The following is a 15,972-nucleotide window of genomic DNA, read 5'->3' as shown; positions in this document are numbered from 1 at the left end:
GATTGAATCAGAACCGGGCTCTAGATTCTTGTTTTGACGCGTTTTCTTGACGCGAACCGGTGTCCACTTCGCTCGAAAACGCTCTAAGTGCGCACCACCGCGTGCGGGAACACGATCTCGATCAGCGTGCCGGAATGGCCGCCGGTCTTGATCTGGAATTTGGCGCGGTTGGCTTCGACAAGGGCTTTGGTCAGCGACAGGCTGACGGCCGAACTCTCGGCCCGATCCGATGGCGCAGCCGTCCGGAACGGCTGGAGCGCGGCGGCAACCTCATTATCGTTGAGGCCGTTGCCGGTGTCGCGGACCCGCAGCATCACCTCGCCGAAATCGGACAGCGCGGTCGAGACGATGACCTGGCCGCCGGCATTGGCGAGATGGATCGAATTGCCGATCAGGTTCAGCGTGATCTGGCGCAAGGCCCGCGCATCCGCGATCACAGGCGGCAACATGCGCGCGAGTGACGTGCGGATGATGATGCGCTCGCGATTGGCCTGCGGCTGCAACACCGCCACGCAGCTCTCGACCAGTTCGTTGAGGTTCTGGTTGGTGAAAGCCAGATCGAGTTTGCCAGTTTCGATCCGGGACAGGTCGAGCAGGTCGTTGACGATGGCGATCACGCGTTCGCCGGAGGCGCGGATGTCCTTCATGTATTCGAGGTAGCGCTCGTTGCCGAGCGCGCCGAAACGCTCGCCGATCATCACTTCGGAAAAGCCGATGATAGCGTTCAGCGGCGTCCGCACCTCGTGGCTGATTCGCGCCAGCACGTCGGCCTTGGCATTGGCGGCGCGTTCGGCCAGCCGCCGTGCCTCGCGCAATTCGCTCTCGTTGTGCTTGGCTTGCGAGAGATCGCGGAACACCGCGAAGAAATTAGGGCCGTCAGGGCGGGTGCGGCCCATGGTCATCGACAGCGCGATGATGCCGCCCTTGCTTTCGCGGCCCAGCACCTCGCGGCCGTGATCGAGCAGGCTGGCGACGCCGGAAGCCTTGATGCCGGCGAGATATTCGAACACGCCGTGCTGGCTTTCGGGCGCGAACAGCTCCGAGAGATTGCGTCGTGCAAGTTCGTTGCCGTCATGGCCGAACAGCGCTTCGGCGCTGCGGTTGGCCGCATGGATGTTGCCCTCGGCGTCGAACATCAGGATGCCTTCGGCCGTGGTGTCGAGGATGGCGGCGAGGTCTTCGGCGTTGGCATGCCCGACATCCGACGGTTCGGGAGCGTCAGGTTCGGATACCGACGCGAAGACGTCAGGCTCCGATACCGCCGGTTCGGACACCGATACCGGCTCGGCTCGCGCGATGGCGGCCGCGATCGCCGCGCCCTCATGGCGCGTGCCCGAGAAGATCAAGGCCAGCGCCGAATCGCCGTCCCACGAGATGGTGTAGAGGCGCGCGTCGGCCGCCGCTGCCGGCGTATCCGCGTCCGCGGGCTGGCTTGCTGAAATCGTCACCGGCTTGCCGGTGTCCGATGTCGAGGAGGCGTTTGATACGCCGGGTTCGACATAGAGCGCGTCGAGGCCGCCGGCATCTTCCAGCGCGTGCAGGCCCGGATAGCCCATCTGCGTCAGGAAGGCGGGGTTGGCATAGAGCAGCCGGTCGAGCCGGTAGATCAGGATGCCGACCGGCAGCAAATCGAGCAGCGCTCTGTCGCGCGCCGTTTCGCCTCGCGCCGGCGGCTCGGGCGGCGCCAGCCATTCCGGCGGCGCGGGAGCCGGTTCGCGCGCGGCCAGCGGTTCAAAGATGGTTTCGCCGTCGGCGTCCACCGCCTCGTTGCCGTTCTCGGTGTGGAGCCGCGCCGACAATTGCCGCGCCAGTTCGTCGAAGGCGCTGTTTTCAACCGGCGTCAGCGCTGGCTGCTGCTTCGCTTCGCCCGGGGCGCGGAACGGCAAGACGTTTGCAGCGGCGTCTGCCGGCAACTCCGTTGCGGTTTCCGTCAGCGTGTCCTTGGCGATTTCTCGAACGCTTTCTCGAACGCTTTCTTGGACGCTTTCGCTGACGATTTCCTGGACGCTTTCCTCTAAGGCTTCCTTGGGAGGTTCCACGGGCGTTTCCAAATCTTCTTGATGTGAAGGCTCTGCAGCAGAAGCCTCTGCAGCAGAAGGCTTGGCAGCAACCGGTTCGGGCAATTCGTCTGATGAAGGCGATGCAACGCTGGCCGGCTCGGCAGATGGCGCAGCGGACGGTTCTTGCGGCGTCACCATTTCACCGGACAATTCCGCCAGGCGCCTGGCGGCGAGCCGCGCCAGCGCATCGAAATCGCGGCAGACGCCGAAGCCGCGATAGCCGATGAAATTCCGTGCCTCATCGAAGATCGGCAGGCCGGACAGTTCGACGGGCAATGTGCCGCCGCCATCGACTGGCCAGTTCAGCGTGATGCCGCTCCAGGTGGCGCCCGTCGCAAAGGCCTGCATCATCCGGCCGGTCGAATCGAATCCGAAGGTCTCGGCGATCTCGCGCCATGGCCGGCCGAAAGCGGCCGTGGTGCGCGGGCCGATCAGGCCCAAAAATTCGTCGGTGCCGAGTGTGAAGCGGCCGTTGCGATCCATCTGCCAGGTGAAGCGCAGCGGCAGGCGGCGCGCCTGCGGCTGGCCGGCAAACGCTTCGATGGCAGGTGGTGGCGCGCGCGCAATGGTCTCAGTCGCGGGTGGTTCGTCTGCGGCGACAGGTTCGGTAAACGCATCGAACAACGCAAACCCGGCGGGCGCTTCGCCCGATGGTGCCGGCTGCGGGTAGTCGGGAGCCGGTTGCGGCACGACCGGTTGCTCCATGACGGGTGCGCTCGGCTGCAAAACTGGCTCTGACAAGACTGGCTCTGATGCCGCGGTGGCTGGCTGCATCTCGTTATCGGACTGCGCCTGCGCCGGTCGCGGCGCGATCAGCGCGATGTTGCCGGCGGCGATCAGAACGCCGTGGCTGCCGTTGGGAAAGTCGAACCGCGAAGCGCCGCAGGTCGCAAGCCCGCCGGGCGCCGCGCCAAATCCCTGCAAGCGTTCTAGCCGGATGGCGCCGTTGGCGAGCAACCGGCCTGCGAGCCGTGCAATCTGCCGCCGGTGCCGGTCGGCCGGCCCGAAGGTTTTTTCGGCAAGGGCTGCAGCACTCGCTGCGCCCAACACGCGGACGCCGGCCGGATTGGCCCACAGGATCCGCGTGCCGTCGGCGGTCCACAGCCATGCGGGCAGGGGGCTCGCCGCGTAAGCCGCCAATCGGGGATCGCTCAAGGCCAGCCACTGAAATTCCCCATCCTTCATCGCAACCACATGACCGCCCAGCATCAGGATCGGCAGCCAGATGCCGACAGCGTTAAGGGAACATTACTATCGCAAGCCGGCAGCGGCAGGTCCACGGCCCGGCAGGTTGGCGGAAATTAAGCAGCGGATAACCTTAACCCGGCGGGACCCTTTGGCCGGCCGCGGCGTTGGGTGGTTGCAAACGGCCGTCACGGGTTCAAAGAGGAACCTCCCCGGCGCCGCATCCGTCCCCGGAGCGGCCCCCTGACGTATCCGGACGCAATCCCTGCCAATGCAAAGGAACGCACCATGAGTGACGAAGTGCGAGACCGATTCGAGATACCCAAGGAAATGCGATCGATGGCGGAAGCGAGCGTCGAGCAGGCCCGCAAGGCTTTTGAGAAATTCGTCACCGCCGCGCAGACCACCGCCGATACCATCGAGGAGCGCAACGCCACGGTTCGCGCGGGCGCCAAGGATGTCAGCGGCAAGGCGATCACCTATGCCGAGAGGAACATGCAGGCCTCGCTCGATCACGCGCAGTCACTTCTGAAGGCCAAGGACCTACCCGAGGTGATGCGGCTGCATGGCGAATATGTGCAGGCGCAGATGCGCTCGCTGGCGGAGCAGGCCAGCGAAATGAGCCAGGTCGTCGGCAAGGCCGCCATGGACGCGGCCAGGCCGAAAGCCTGACCGGCCGCCACTGGCGGGAGCTACCGCTGGATCGCCTGTTGGAACCCGCATGCCGCGTTAAATTTGTGGCGACGCACCAGAAATTGCAGTGCAATGCACAAATTTGACACGATATGGGTGCGTATTGGGCGAGCCCGCGAATGGGCACTTTCCGTGAGTGTGTGTGTGAGTACGTGATCCCTTCGGCGTCCCGGCTGATTACCTGCCCGGCGTCCGCGAGGGGGAACAGTGTTTAACCCCATTGTGAAGGATGCAAGCCGTGACCAGCTCCACCGATCCCTTCTCTGCCTCCATCATTCCCTTCGAAGTCCCCGAGCAGATGCGCGCGCTTGCCGAAAAGGGCGTTTCGCAGGCTCGCGACAGCTACGCCAAGTTCAAGGATGCGGCCGAAACCCATAACGGCACCATCGAGGCCGTGTTCACCTCGGCCAGCAAGGGCGCCAGCGAGTACAACGCCAAGCTGATCGAGTTCTTCAAGGCCAACACCTCTGCTGAGCTCGATTTCGCGCAGGAGCTGTTCGGCGTGAAGACGCCGGCGGCGGCGATGGAGCTGTGGACCTCGCATGCCCGCAAGCAGTACGAGACCCTCACGGCGCAAGCCAAGGAGCTCGCCGAACTCGGCCAGAAGGTCGCGACCGAGACCGTCGAGCCGATCAAGGCCTCGGCCTCGAAGCTCTACAAGCCGGCCGCCTGACAGTTTCAGCTATTAATCACGAAAAGCCCGGGCCAAGCGACCCGGGCTTTTTGCTGCGCGGGGTGATTTTGGCAGGCTGCCGGGGCTTGGCCGAGGGGCCCGTCAATTGAACGCAAAATGCCCTCGGGACGACTATAATCAGACGCTTCGCGGCCTTGCCAAAGCGAGGCGTTGCACCTAGTTTCCGGCCCATTCGCAGGCCCCCTTTTTGAGGACCTCGCGTGAGAGATGCAGTTGTAGCTCAGTTGGTTAGAGCGCCTGTCTGTGGAACAGGAGGTCGGTGGTTCGAGCCCACCCAACTGTACCAACAAGATCAGACAGTTAGAGAGCACCTTCGGAAGAGGGGACCTTCTTAGCTACCACCCAGCTACCATCAAGCACGAAGGTTTGTCTTTGGTCGAGACGATTCAATTTTGATCGCTGGCTTACTTCGCCTGCTTCGCTGTTCACCCCTAACGCCCGCTCAGCACCGCCGCTTCCTGTTCGGCGACCAAGTCCGGGCTTTCCTCGAAAGCAAGAATCTGACGCTTGCGCCCACAACCTTCGACTCATTCGTCAAAGAGTATCTCGAGGCGAAAACCCAAGCTGAGAGCGTATTGGCGCGCAACGCACGAGGCGACTTCAGCCCCGACCGGAGCGCCGACAGATTTCCCGAATGGACTCCCATGTCCGACGAGCAGCGGCTGGCGAAACTATGGGAAGAGTTCGTCGCCGATCGCCAAGTATCGCGGAGCACGCGGAAGAAGTACAAAGGCATCCTGGACGGCTTGGTCGCGCGCATGGGAACGGACGACATGTCGGCGGTGACCGAAGTGCACCTCGCGGAGTGGATCGACGAGCTCAAGAAGAGCAAGTCGAGGAAGACCGTCAAAGAGGGGTATGCCGCCGCGTTGAAATCCTTCTTCGGCTGGGCGCGGCGCAACAAGAAGCTTCCTGCCAACCCCGCCGCGGAAATCTTCGTCGAGCCTACGGCGCGAACGCCGCAACGGAAACGTGGCTTCAACGATGCTGAGGCGAGCCTCATCCTTGCCGCGACGCTCGCGCCGGTCAGTCGCCTGATGACGCCCGAAAACGTCGCGGCCCGCCGATGGGTGCCGTGGCTCTGTGCGTACACCGGCGGGCGCGTCAACGAGATGACGCAGCTGCGGGTGAACGACGTTTTCTTGGTCCTCGGTCTTCCGTGCATCCGGATCACCCCGGAGGCGGGTTCGGTGAAGGATACGAAGACGAGGATCGTCCCGCTTCATCCTCACCTCATCGATCAAGGTTTCCTAAAATACGTTGGGTCCCGTCCCAAGGGAGCGCCACTTTTCTACTCGCTCGCGAGACAGCGGAAGAAGGATCGTGTCAACCCGATTTATGCAAGCGTGGGCAACAAACTTGCCGAATGGGTCCGCGGTCTCGGCATCGACGACCCCAACGTAGCGCCCTCCCACGGATGGCGACATCGCTTCAAGACTGTAAGGCGCGCGCGATGACCAACATCCTGGCCGCCCAGTCGGCGGAGATGCGGGCCAAGGGCGAGGCAATGCCTCAGCAGGCCGACAAGCTGCTCTGCGAAAGCTGGAACGAGCGGATGTGGTCGGACGGCGAGCCGATCGATCCGTCACCGACGATCGACCAGGCCGTCAACGCCGGCTTTTCCTGGTTGGAGATCCGCTGCGCGCGGTGCAAGACGCCCAGCGACGTCGACCTCGCAGCCATGAAACATCCGCCGACGACCTTCGTCCACGACCTCGCGAGCCGGCTGCGCTGCCGCAAATGCGCCAAGGCGGGCCGGCGCCCATCAGCGACTCTGTTACAATTAGGGTGGCAGCCGCGCCATCCTCGAACCGAAGCCTGAACGATGTGCAATCTGTATTCGATCACGACCAACCAGGCCGCCATCAGCGCGCTCTTTCGCGTCGTTAACCGATACGTTGGCAACCTGGCGCCGATGCCGGGCGTGTTCCCGACTACAAGGCGCCGATCGAGCGCAACAGTGCCGACGGTCGCGAGCTCGCCACGGCGCGGTGGGGCATGCCATCGTCATCGAAGGCGTTGATGGACGCCACCAAAAAGCGTGCCGAAAAGCTGCAGGCCAAGGCAAGACCGTCGACTTCAAGGAACTGCTTCGCATGGAGCCGGACGGCGGCACGACCAACATCCGCAATTTAAACAGCAAACACTGGACGCGTTGGCTAGGAGTCGAGAACCGCTGCGTGGTGCCGTTTAATTCCTTCAGTGAGTTCAACAAGGCCGAGGGCGGTGACATCTGGTTCGCGCTCAACGAGGCCCGCCCGCTTGCCTGCTTCGCCGGCATCTGGACCAACTGGACCTCCATGCGCAAGGTTAAGGAGGGCGAGACCACCAACGACTTGTACGCCTTCCTCACGACGGAGGCGAACGCCGAGGTCGGCGCTGTCCACCCCAAGGCAATGCCGGTCATCCTGACGACGGCCGATGAGGTCGAGACCTGGATGACGGCCACTCCGGATGAGGCTCTCAAGCTGAAGCGGCCGCTGCCGGACGGGGCGCTGCGGATCGTCGCCCGCGGCGTCAAGGAAGAGCCGATCAGATCAGCGACGTGACGTTCGAAGAGGACGGCCGCCAAGATGGGCCGTGGTCTGCATTGAGTGCCAAAGCGGAAATCGACCTTGGCCCATTCGACTCCGATTTTGCCCCAGCCAGTGTCTTAGGGGAGATGCTGCTTGTAATCTTCGATGGCGGGTTTTCCGCTGTTTAGCGACTCCATTACGCCGGGAGGCCACGAGCCTCAAACGGAACTGGAACAATGTCCGAGCGAGCTGATTGGAAATTTTTGCTGGGATAGACAAGAAAGTATTCTTGGAGAACCGTGTTTATCAGGGAAGGAAATCAAATGAACAACGAGCGAAAATCATCAAAAGCGGGGGAACGGGCCGCTGAAGGCTTGCGCGAGGCAACTGCTAAGGACGAAGCGAAAAACGAGAGCAAGACGGGACACGATCTAGCTAAGGGCGCTGATCGCTTCGAAGAACGCTCTAAAAGCTCCGATGGAAGGAGCGCACAAGAAAAACAGAAAGAGTGAACGAACTATACGGCAGATCCGGCGCCGCGTTTCCGTGCAACTCGGTGGCTGCAGGCCTTATGCCTCAGGCCCTGACGTGGCACTGGCGCGTTCCGATGCCACGGGCCAGGGCGGTAGCGGCGGCAAGCCAAGGACCTCGCGCACAGGGCCAAACGAACGTCTATGAGCAGGGCACGCACCCAGCTGAGCTAAGGCATTGTAGTGAGCGCGAACAGGATAACCCTTGTGATCGGCGAAGCCGTAACCGGGATGACGCGTGTCGAGCGTTCGCATCAGCGCATCGCGCGAGACCTTCGCTAGAATGGAAGCAGCCGCGATACTGGCGGATTTCGCGTCACCCTTGATAATCGCCTGCTGCGGGATCGCTATCTCTTTCAAACGTTTCGCGTCGATCAGGAGATGCTGCGGGACTACTCCCAGGCCTTCAACAGCCCGCCGCATCGCGAGAACGCCCGCCCAGTAGATGTTGATGGTGTCTATCTCCTCGACTTCGACAAACGCGACAGACCATGAAGCCGCCTTTTCTTTGATTTCCTTCGCAAGAGCCTCACGCGAATTCGCATCCAGCTTTTTCGAGTCGTCGATACCGGCGATGCGCGTGCCGGGCTTTAGGATAACCGCGGCAGCGGCGACGGGTCCCGCAAGCGGGCTCATTCCGGCCTCGTCGACGCCCGCAACGGCATCCTGCCCCTCATCCCACAAAAGCGTCTCAAAGCGCAGCATCTTGCGAAGCCGCTGCCCTTCAGACCGGTTTTCAAAGCGGCGCTTTTCAATCGAAGCAAGGATAGCGCGCGCTCCCGCTCGGGTGTCGGCGCGCAGGATTTCTTCGAGGCTCGCCTCCAGCGGCCTACCCTCAATAATATAACGCTGACGTAGTTCATCCAGTGAGTAGCGGGTCACGATAGCCTCAAGCTGCGCCGCCGAGGTGTCGCCGAGCTTTGTGGCGAATGTCTGAAAGGGGCGCTCTGAGCCAGTGGAACTTCACGGAAAGGCGTAAGGCCGCCTCATCAACGAAGCAGTGATCGCCTGGTCGAAGCAGCCCAGCGACGTCTGGTAGGTTTAGTCTTCTAGCCATCTGTCTCGCCGCCCTCCTGGATCATGAACGCCCGCGCCCTTGTTGTCCGGCGCATGACGGAACATGGCGCAGCCCTGGAGCGTTCCCTAATCCTTGAAGGACGTCCATGCCTTACGCAACGAGTTCTGAAGGATTGTCCCGCGAATGAGCCGGACGTTGATCCTGCCCAAGCGCCTGCAGCCGATGCTCGCTACGCTCACCGACGCGCCGTTCGACGACACCGGCTGGGTTTTCGAGGACAAGTATGACGGCTTCCGGATGATCGCGGAAATCCGGCGGGGCAAGGTTGCACTCTACAGCCGCAACGGCAAGATCATCAGCCACAGCTATATCGAGGTCGCCAAAGCGCTGGAGGGCGTGAAGGGCGACGCCGTGATCGACGGCGAACTCGTCGCGATCGGAAGGACGGCGTCTCGCATTTCCAGCTGCTTCAAAACGCGCTGCGCCATGAAGCAAAGCTGCTGTATTGCGCCTTCGACCTCATGTTCGAGAACGCAGCGGACTTGCGCAGGCAGCCTCTCCTTGAGCGTAAGAAGCGGCTGAAGGCGATTTTGCCGCGCGACAAGCTGATCGCCTTCAGCGCTCACCGCAAAGGGGACGGTACGAAATTCTTCACCGAGGCCGAGCGGAAGGGCCTCGAAGGGATCATGGCCAAGCGCGCCGACAGCGTTTATGCGTCCGGAAGCCGGACCCCGGATTGGCTGAAGATCAAGACGGCAAAGCGACAGGAAGTGGTGATCGCCGGCTTCACGGCGCCCAGGCGCACCAGGTCGTTCTTCGGCGCCCTGGTCCTCGCCGTGCGGGAAGGCGACGCATGGCGCTACATCGGTCATGTCGGCACCGGCTTCAGCCACAAGGTCCTGGAAGACCTCCATGTCAAGCTCGTGAAGCTGACGGCCTCGAAGTCACCCTTTCCTGCCAAAGTGAAGGACGAGGCCAACACGACCTGGGTCAAGCCCTCGCTAGTTGCCGAGGTCAAATTCGCAGAGTGGACGAGCAAGGGCGAACTGCGCCAGCCGGTCTATCTCGGGCTCCGGACCGACAAGCGGGCGAGGGATGTCGTGCGCGAGCGAGAACGTCCGCGCAAATAGCGTTTCTGCGTAGCCGGCGGACGGAACGAATTTATGCATTCGCCTCTCCGCTGTGAATTCCCTGCCGCGATAGCGAGTCTAGCTGCCTCCAAGGTCGTGGATTGCCGGTCGCATGCCCGCAGGCGTGACTTCAAGCGTCGCAAGCGTGATAGGCAGCTTGAAGCGCCGCCGTCCCGCGCTGCCGGGATTGAGGTAAAGCACCCCGCCGACGGTGTCGATCTTCGGCACGTGGGAATGCCCAGAGATGATGACGTCGACGCCGGGATCGGCCTGCAGCGTCTTCAGGTCGTGCAGAACATAGATCGACTTTCCCGCCAGGCGCACGAGTTTCGTGTCGGGATATTGGTGGGCCCACTCGCCGCTGTCCACGTTTCCACGGATGGCCGTGACAGGCGCGATCCGGCGAAGCGCGTCGACGATCTCGGGGCGCCCGATGTCGCCGGCATGAATGATGTGATCGACGCCCGCCAGGCCTCGTTCCGCCTCGGGCCTCAACAGGCCGTGCGTGTCCGAAATGATTCCAATCCTGAACGTCATTTCCCGGCGCTCTCAACCGCGATCGCCACAAGACGATCGAGAAGCTCTACCTGCCCGGACAGCATCTTCGTCCGCGCGAACTCGATATTGAACCATTCCGCGCGGTCGACTTCGGGAAAGCTCTGCCGTCGACCGCTTCGTGGCGGCCATTCGATCTCGAAGGTATTGCTGGTCAGCGCCGCCGGGTCAAAATCGCCCTCGCCAGCGAATGCGACGACGCGCTTCCCTCCTCGCTGTCGGATCTCCCCCAGCGGCCGGAGTGGACCAATCGAAGCGCTCGGGCCGAGCTCCTCGGCAAACTCACGCCGCGCGACCTGTTCTGGAGCATCAGCGCCATCCATTTCGCCCTTCGGAATAGACCAGGCACCACCATCTTTCTTGCGCCAGAACGGACCGCCGGGGTGAACGAGCAGGACCTCGAGCCCGCGAGCGCCTTTCCGGTAGGCCAGAACGCCCGCGCTCGTTGTCGATCTTCCGGAGGTGGTTTTCAGCGCAGCCATATCGCTTCCATTCTGCAGAGCAATCGAGCGCCGAGCAACGGCGGAGGAGACGGGACGACGCTGATTCCGCGGCAGAGATCGTTCGAAGCAGCACAGTAGCGCAGCGGGCCTTGGATACACCTCAGCGCGCCGACTTTCTGCAATGCCGGAGGACGCCAAGCTCCCGCGGTGAGGGGTTCCAAACGAGCCGCCGACCGCGGGCTCCCGCCAGTTCCGGGCGTGAACCCCGGAGCAGGCCGCCTACGATTCTCACGACCGCCGACAGAACTAAAGGTCAGAGCTGGCGTTTTATCAATATGTCGGACGCATTTGACTACTTCCGGGCGTACGCCGTCCGAGCTCTTGGCAAGGCGCGATCAATGCCGCATGGCAGGATGAAGCGTCTGCAGCTAATGGCCGGCCGCATCTATAATCTGCTCAAGAAAGAAGCCGCTTATAGCCCGAACACGCAGCATCTCGAGGACTTCCGGGTAGCGCAGAAGCTTGAGCGATCCGTCGAAGGTGGGGCGGATGTCGGTTCGACTGTTCAAGGTCGCTTTGACCCGCCGAGGCGCCAGAACGCCGGACGGGAGGCTCGTTGAGTGCCCTCCCTCGACGCTCGCGCCATAGCAAGTCTCCTGCGAGAGTACGCGCAGCGAACCGCGTTGCGCGGCGGCAACCCCTATAGGGCCAAAGCCTATGGGCGCGCCGCCGATAGTTTGACGGCGCTCGCTGTACCTCTGCATGTGCTCGTCGCCGAAGACCGGCTTACGGAGATACCCGGGGTCGGCGATGCCATAGCTGACATCATCACCAAGCTTAGCAAATCGGGTACTCATCCGAGTCTTGAAAAGCTCCGGAAGGAGATCCCCGAGGGAGTGCTCGAGTTGCTTGCCGTGCCAGGTCTCCGCCCCGAAAAAGTGCTGCGTCTCTACAAGGATCTCGGCATCGCCTCGCTCGCCGAGCTGGAAGCCGCGGCCAAAGACGATCGCGTCAAGAAGGCCAAAGGATTAGGCGCTGCGCTGCAGACCAAGATCCTACAGAACTTGGCCATCGCAAAAAACGGAGAAGGTCGCCTCCACCTGCATCGAGCCGCCGCTCTTCTCGCGCACGCCAAGGATTCGCTCCGTAAGGCCCGGCCCGAGCTCAAGCGCGTTGCAGTCGCAGGCGACTTCCGCCGAGGCTGCGAACTCGTCGGTGAACTCATGATCGTCGCAGAAGCGCCCAAGGTAGCCAAAACGTCGAAGGCGTCCCTGGCCGATGGATTGCAGATCCGCTTGACCGACCGAAAGCACTTCGGCGCTGCCCTTCTCTTCGCCACCGGCTCTGCCGCTCACGTTGCCCAGCTCCAGGCGTTGGCTGCCGAGAAGGAAATGCGGTTAGAGGCCGACGGCTTGCACAAGGGCCGCTCCCTGATCGCCGGCGACGAAACCGAGATCTATCGCGCCCTCGGCCTGCCCTTCATCGATCCCGAACTCCGGGAGGGGCGCGGCGAGGTCGAGCTTGCTCTGAAGGGCAAGTTGCCGAAGCTCGTTAACGACCAGGACCTGCGCGGGATCCTTCACTGCCACACGGATGCCTCCGACGGCACCGAGACCCTGGAGGCAATGGCCAAAGCTACGCGTCAGCGCGGTTTTGAGTATTTCGGCGTCGCCGACCATTCAAAGTCCGCGCACTACGCCGGTGGTCTCTCGGTCGACGAGATCGCGCAGCAGCACCGGGAAGCGGACCGCTTGAACAAGCGCTTCGGCAAAGATTTTCGGATCCTCAAAGGCATCGAGTCCGACATTTTGGCGGACGGATCGCTCGATTATGAAAACGACGTGTTGGAAGGCTTCGATTTTGTGGTCGCGAGCATCCATGGCCGATTCAAATTGGACGGTAAAGCACAGACTTTGCGCCTGCTTCGGGCCATCTCGCATCCTCATACTAACATCATCGGACACATGACCGGGCGCCAGCTCCAGCGGCGGCCAGGCTACGAAATCGACATCGAGAAAGTGCTGCGTGCCTGCGCCAAGCATGACGTCGTTGTCGAGATCAACGCTCATCCATGGCGGCTCGATCTGGATTGGCGCTGGCACCAGGCCGCCCTTGAGTTCGGCTGCATGCTCAGCATCAATCCGGACGCGCACTCGATCCCCGAGCTCGACCACATGCACTGGGGCGTCGCGATGGCGCGCAAGGGCGGTGTCCCCGCCGACCGCGTCCTCAACGCGATGCCTCTTCCGGAAATCACGCGATACCTCCGTCAGAAGCGGCGCTCGCTCGCCCGGGCGGCCTGATGACGCAGCAGGACGCGCTCTCATTGGAGGGCACTGTGGTCGCGGTCGCCGCCGATGGCGGTCACCGCTTCAGCAAGCAAACTCGGGATCGGATCGTGCTGTTGGAAGGCCATGGCGTCGAAGGCGACGCACACGCAGGTTCATTTGTCCGACACCGTTATCTGGCCCGCCGCCGGCCCCGCGTACCCAATCTCAGACAGGTCCACTTGATCCCGTCCGAGCTCTTTAGATCCCTCTCGGAAGCGGGCTTCGAGGTCGCAGCGGGTGACCTGGGCGAGAATATCACGACAACCGGCCTGGACCTCGAGCGGATGCCGCTCGGGACGCTGATTGAGCTCGGACCCATGGCGATGATCGAGCTGACCGGCCTCCGGACGCCGTGTGTCCTCATCGACCGTTTCCAGGCGGGCTTAAAACGGCAGGTGCTCTCGTCGGATGAAACGGGCCCTCCGTTCAAATGTGGGGTGCTGGGCGTGGTACGGTCCGGCGGACCGGTCGCGGCCGGCGACGCCGCGCGGGTTCGGCTACCGTCGTCCCGGTTTCGCGCCTTGCCGGCTCTGTAATAGTAAGCGCACGTCCACCGGCCGCTCCAAATTTATAGATTCTCGCCCTTAGGCCGCGTCTTCAAGTGCTGACGGCAGGGCTGCTTCACGCTTTTGATTGATAAGGTTTAGAAGATGGCCCGTTGCACGGGCATCGCACAGCGCACGGTGGTGCGTTTTGAGTTCGATCCCGTAGAATTCACAGAGTTTTCCAAGGCTATATGACTTATGCCCCGGATAGCGCCGACGCATTCCTGCGACGGTGCATAGCTTCGGAAAACGAAAGCGGCGCTCAAGCCGTTCATATTCGTAGCTGATGAAACAGTAGTCGAAATTGACGTTGTGCGCGACGAAGATACCGTCGCCCATGAACTGCATGAAGCTGTCCGCGACTTCCGCGAATATCGGCGCATCGCGAACCATCTCGTTCGTGATGTTCGTGATCTGCGTTATTCTTGCCGGAATGGTCCGCTGCGGATTCAACAGGGAATGCCATTCGTCGACGACCTGATGGTTGCGAACTTTAACCGCGCCGATTTCCGTTATCCGATCCCCCGCCGCCCAACTGCCGGTCGTCTCCACGTCGACCACGACATAATCCTGCTCGGGGTCGAAGCGGTAATCGACCCTCCCGATTTCCGCACGGATGCCGGCGTTCCCAAGCTGTTTCAACCGCGTGAGTTGATTGCGTCGGATAACGTCGCCCTCGGCTTTAATCTCCATGAATGAGACGGTGCCGTCCTTCTCCAGCATGAGATCCGGGAATCCGTCCCGCATGTCGCGAAAGTTCTGGCATAACGAGCGGACGATCGTCGCGATTCCTTCCCCGCTGGTTCCCGACAGCAGCAGCCGCAACGCGTCGACGTCGACATGATCCCAGGCGAAGATGCCGTTCGGACGGCCCCAGTTTGCCGCAAGCGGGCGTAGCAGCAGATTGAGAGCACTTCCGGATCGAACGGCATCCAGCTTGTCGTCAATCTGGGCGGCAAACCGACGCGCGAAGCTTCGGTCCTTGAGGCAATGAGGCACCCAATCGAAACTGCTGGGAAGCAGCTCGGACTCGAAAAGCTCGTCCCAAAACAGCAACCCGAACAGCGAATGCCAAAGTGTATTTTCCGCGAAGAAAACCCGGTAGCCCCGGCGGCGCATCACACCGGCGACACCCCCTTCCGGGTTGCCGCGGAAAACGTCATCGACCGTGAGAGTGACTCCCGCGCGAAGCAGATCGGTGCACGATCCAGTCCGGCGACCGCCGAATTTCCGAGAATAGAAATCAGTAGCGAAGACAAATTCGCCGTCGCTGGCCGGATCGTCGATCATCCGCCGCAGCAGATCTTCCGCGTCCTCCTTATCTCCGGCGCCGTAAAGCAGGCGGACCAACCGCTCATTGCATTCCGGCGACGAATCCGCACGATAAAGCTGCCTGGCGAGATCCGTTTCAGCCCTCTTCTCGAAAAACTGACCGACCAGCCAGGCGGCGCGACTGCGGAGATCAGCGGCATAATCGCTAGAGCAACCGGGCCCGCCGAAGATGTCGGTGACTGCATCCTGGTAGATGGTCAACGATTTGACTTCGAGCCGATCGAGGAGGCGGCTATAATGAAAGCAAGCCCGTGCCTCGTCGCCATCCGTGAAACGGGCCTTGAACGAAGTGGCCTTGTTGGTCCGCATGATTCCCAGATCACGCAGCGCGAAGTTCTTCAAGTCGTTCTCGGTCTTGCCGAAGTAGAGGTAAAGCAGGAACTCGAGCGGCCGAATGTCGTCCAACGCGATGAACTTCGACGCGGTACAATGCTCGGCGGCGACCTCAAAAGGAACCTGCGCCAAAAAATAATCGGCCAGCTTCGCTTTCGGCCATGAGACGCGGACGTCCGTCCGGCCCGCCGCCTTCGCACCGGAGAGCAGGACGTCCTTTGGCAGGCACGCCAGGAACGCGGAATAGTCCTCGTCCCTGAGAAATCGCGCTTGGCCGCACGCCAATAGGTCGTCGACCGCGCGTTCCAGATCCGAAATCTCAGCGTACCTGAAGAGCGACCGATTGAAGATCGTACCCCGCCGATTGACCATCCGGATCAGCAGGCATTGCGCATCCTTGGAAAGATGCTGGAAACGCGTGACGAAGGCCTCGTGCTCATCCGTCAGGATCGAGCCGTAGGTAGCTCTGACGAACGCGAGCATCTCGACGAAATGGTCGTGGTAATAATAGATAGGTAGATCCGGCCGTTTCATCCGCAGCGCCCTTGGGCCTTCCTGGATCACACGCAAGAGCGCCATGCCACGCGCAGTCGGTTGCCGCTGCGCCG

13 protein-coding genes, 1 tRNA gene and 2 pseudogenes are annotated in these 15,972 nt (G+C 62.1%); 11 read left to right on the top strand and 5 right to left on the bottom strand.

Annotated features, from left to right (window positions below; genetic code table 11):
* Nucleotides 1–83: 83 nt before the first annotated feature.
* Nucleotides 84–3,269, bottom strand: coding sequence for a PAS domain-containing protein (locus IVB22_RS16730; RefSeq protein WP_374207548.1), 3,186 nt, complete (start codon nt 3,267–3,269; stop codon nt 84–86).
* A gap of 264 nt (nt 3,270–3,533) precedes the next feature.
* On the opposite strand from IVB22_RS16730, the gene IVB22_RS16725 reads away from it, so the two are divergent.
* The 7 genes and pseudogenes from IVB22_RS16725 to IVB22_RS16695 all read left to right on the top strand — a co-directional run bounded on the left by IVB22_RS16725 (nt 3,534) and on the right by IVB22_RS16695 (nt 7,660).
* Nucleotides 3,534–3,917 (top strand): phasin family protein, encoded by a 384-nt coding sequence (locus IVB22_RS16725; RefSeq protein WP_247518412.1) that lies wholly within the window; start codon nt 3,534–3,536, stop codon nt 3,915–3,917.
* A 259-nt stretch (nt 3,918–4,176) separates the two neighbouring features.
* On the top strand, nt 4,177–4,611 hold the full coding sequence (locus IVB22_RS16720) for a phasin (RefSeq protein WP_247518411.1): 435 nt from the start codon (nt 4,177–4,179) through the stop codon (nt 4,609–4,611).
* Nucleotides 4,612–4,841: 230 nt separating this feature from the next.
* Nucleotides 4,842–4,918 (top strand) — tRNA-His (locus IVB22_RS16715).
* A gap of 106 nt (nt 4,919–5,024) precedes the next feature.
* Nucleotides 5,025–6,089, top strand: coding sequence for a site-specific integrase (locus IVB22_RS16710; protein ID WP_247518410.1), 1,065 nt, complete (start codon nt 5,025–5,027; stop codon nt 6,087–6,089).
* Nucleotides 5,999–6,454: a hypothetical protein gene (locus IVB22_RS16705; protein WP_374207547.1), complete on the top strand. Its 456-nt coding sequence runs from the start codon at nt 5,999–6,001 to the stop codon at nt 6,452–6,454. The genes IVB22_RS16710 and IVB22_RS16705 overlap by 91 nt, the downstream gene beginning before the upstream one ends.
* Nucleotides 6,455–6,457: 3 nt before the next feature.
* A pseudogene (locus tag IVB22_RS16700) lies at nt 6,458–7,181 on the top strand (SOS response-associated peptidase).
* A gap of 290 nt (nt 7,182–7,471) precedes the next feature.
* A complete protein-coding gene (locus tag IVB22_RS16695; RefSeq protein WP_247518408.1) occupies nt 7,472–7,660 on the top strand; it encodes a hypothetical protein in 189 nt (62 codons plus the stop codon).
* Between the two features lie 57 nt (nt 7,661–7,717).
* On the opposite strand, the gene IVB22_RS16690 is transcribed toward IVB22_RS16695, so the two are convergent.
* Entirely contained in the window at nt 7,718–8,560 is an 843-nt protein-coding gene (locus tag IVB22_RS16690) for a ribonuclease HII (protein ID WP_247518407.1), read from the bottom strand.
* 319 nt (nt 8,561–8,879) lie between these two features.
* Here IVB22_RS16690 and ligD point away from each other — a divergent pair.
* Nucleotides 8,880–9,826 (top strand): annotated as a pseudogene (gene ligD / locus IVB22_RS41225) (non-homologous end-joining DNA ligase).
* Between the two features lie 78 nt (nt 9,827–9,904).
* Here ligD and IVB22_RS16675 read toward each other — a convergent pair.
* Both IVB22_RS16675 and IVB22_RS16670 read right to left on the bottom strand, forming a co-directional pair.
* Nucleotides 9,905–10,363, bottom strand: coding sequence for a metallophosphoesterase family protein (locus IVB22_RS16675; protein ID WP_247518406.1), 459 nt, complete (start codon nt 10,361–10,363; stop codon nt 9,905–9,907).
* Complete coding sequence (locus IVB22_RS16670) at nt 10,360–10,863, bottom strand: NUDIX domain-containing protein (RefSeq protein ID WP_247518405.1); 504 nt, start codon at nt 10,861–10,863, stop codon at nt 10,360–10,362. The genes IVB22_RS16675 and IVB22_RS16670 overlap by 4 nt, the downstream gene beginning before the upstream one ends.
* Before the next feature lie 374 nt (nt 10,864–11,237).
* Here IVB22_RS16670 and IVB22_RS16665 point away from each other — a divergent pair, with 374 nt between their 5' ends.
* The 3 genes from IVB22_RS16665 to IVB22_RS16655 are packed head-to-tail and all read left to right on the top strand — an operon-like array spanning nt 11,238 to nt 13,690.
* A complete protein-coding gene (locus IVB22_RS16665) occupies nt 11,238–11,444 on the top strand; it encodes a hypothetical protein (protein ID WP_247518404.1) in 207 nt (68 codons plus the stop codon).
* A complete protein-coding gene (locus tag IVB22_RS16660) occupies nt 11,445–13,127 on the top strand; it encodes a DNA polymerase/3'-5' exonuclease PolX (RefSeq protein WP_247518403.1) in 1,683 nt (560 codons plus the stop codon).
* The gene (locus tag IVB22_RS16655; RefSeq protein WP_247518402.1) at nt 13,127–13,690 is read left to right on the top strand and encodes an MOSC domain-containing protein; all 564 of its coding nucleotides are present in this window, start codon (nt 13,127–13,129) and stop codon (nt 13,688–13,690) included. The genes IVB22_RS16660 and IVB22_RS16655 overlap by 1 nt, the downstream gene beginning before the upstream one ends.
* Before the next feature lie 48 nt (nt 13,691–13,738).
* Here IVB22_RS16655 and IVB22_RS16650 read toward each other — a convergent pair whose 3' ends face one another.
* A complete protein-coding gene (locus IVB22_RS16650; RefSeq protein WP_247518401.1) occupies nt 13,739–15,943 on the bottom strand; it encodes an exonuclease domain-containing protein in 2,205 nt (734 codons plus the stop codon).
* Nucleotides 15,944–15,972 lie beyond the last annotated feature (29 nt).

It is taken from the genome of Bradyrhizobium sp. 190 (assembly GCF_023073415.1).
Taxonomy (GTDB): domain Bacteria; phylum Pseudomonadota; class Alphaproteobacteria; order Rhizobiales; family Xanthobacteraceae; genus Bradyrhizobium.
The sequence above is the reverse complement of the archived record's forward strand: the minus strand, read 5'-3'. Positions and strand labels throughout refer to the sequence as shown.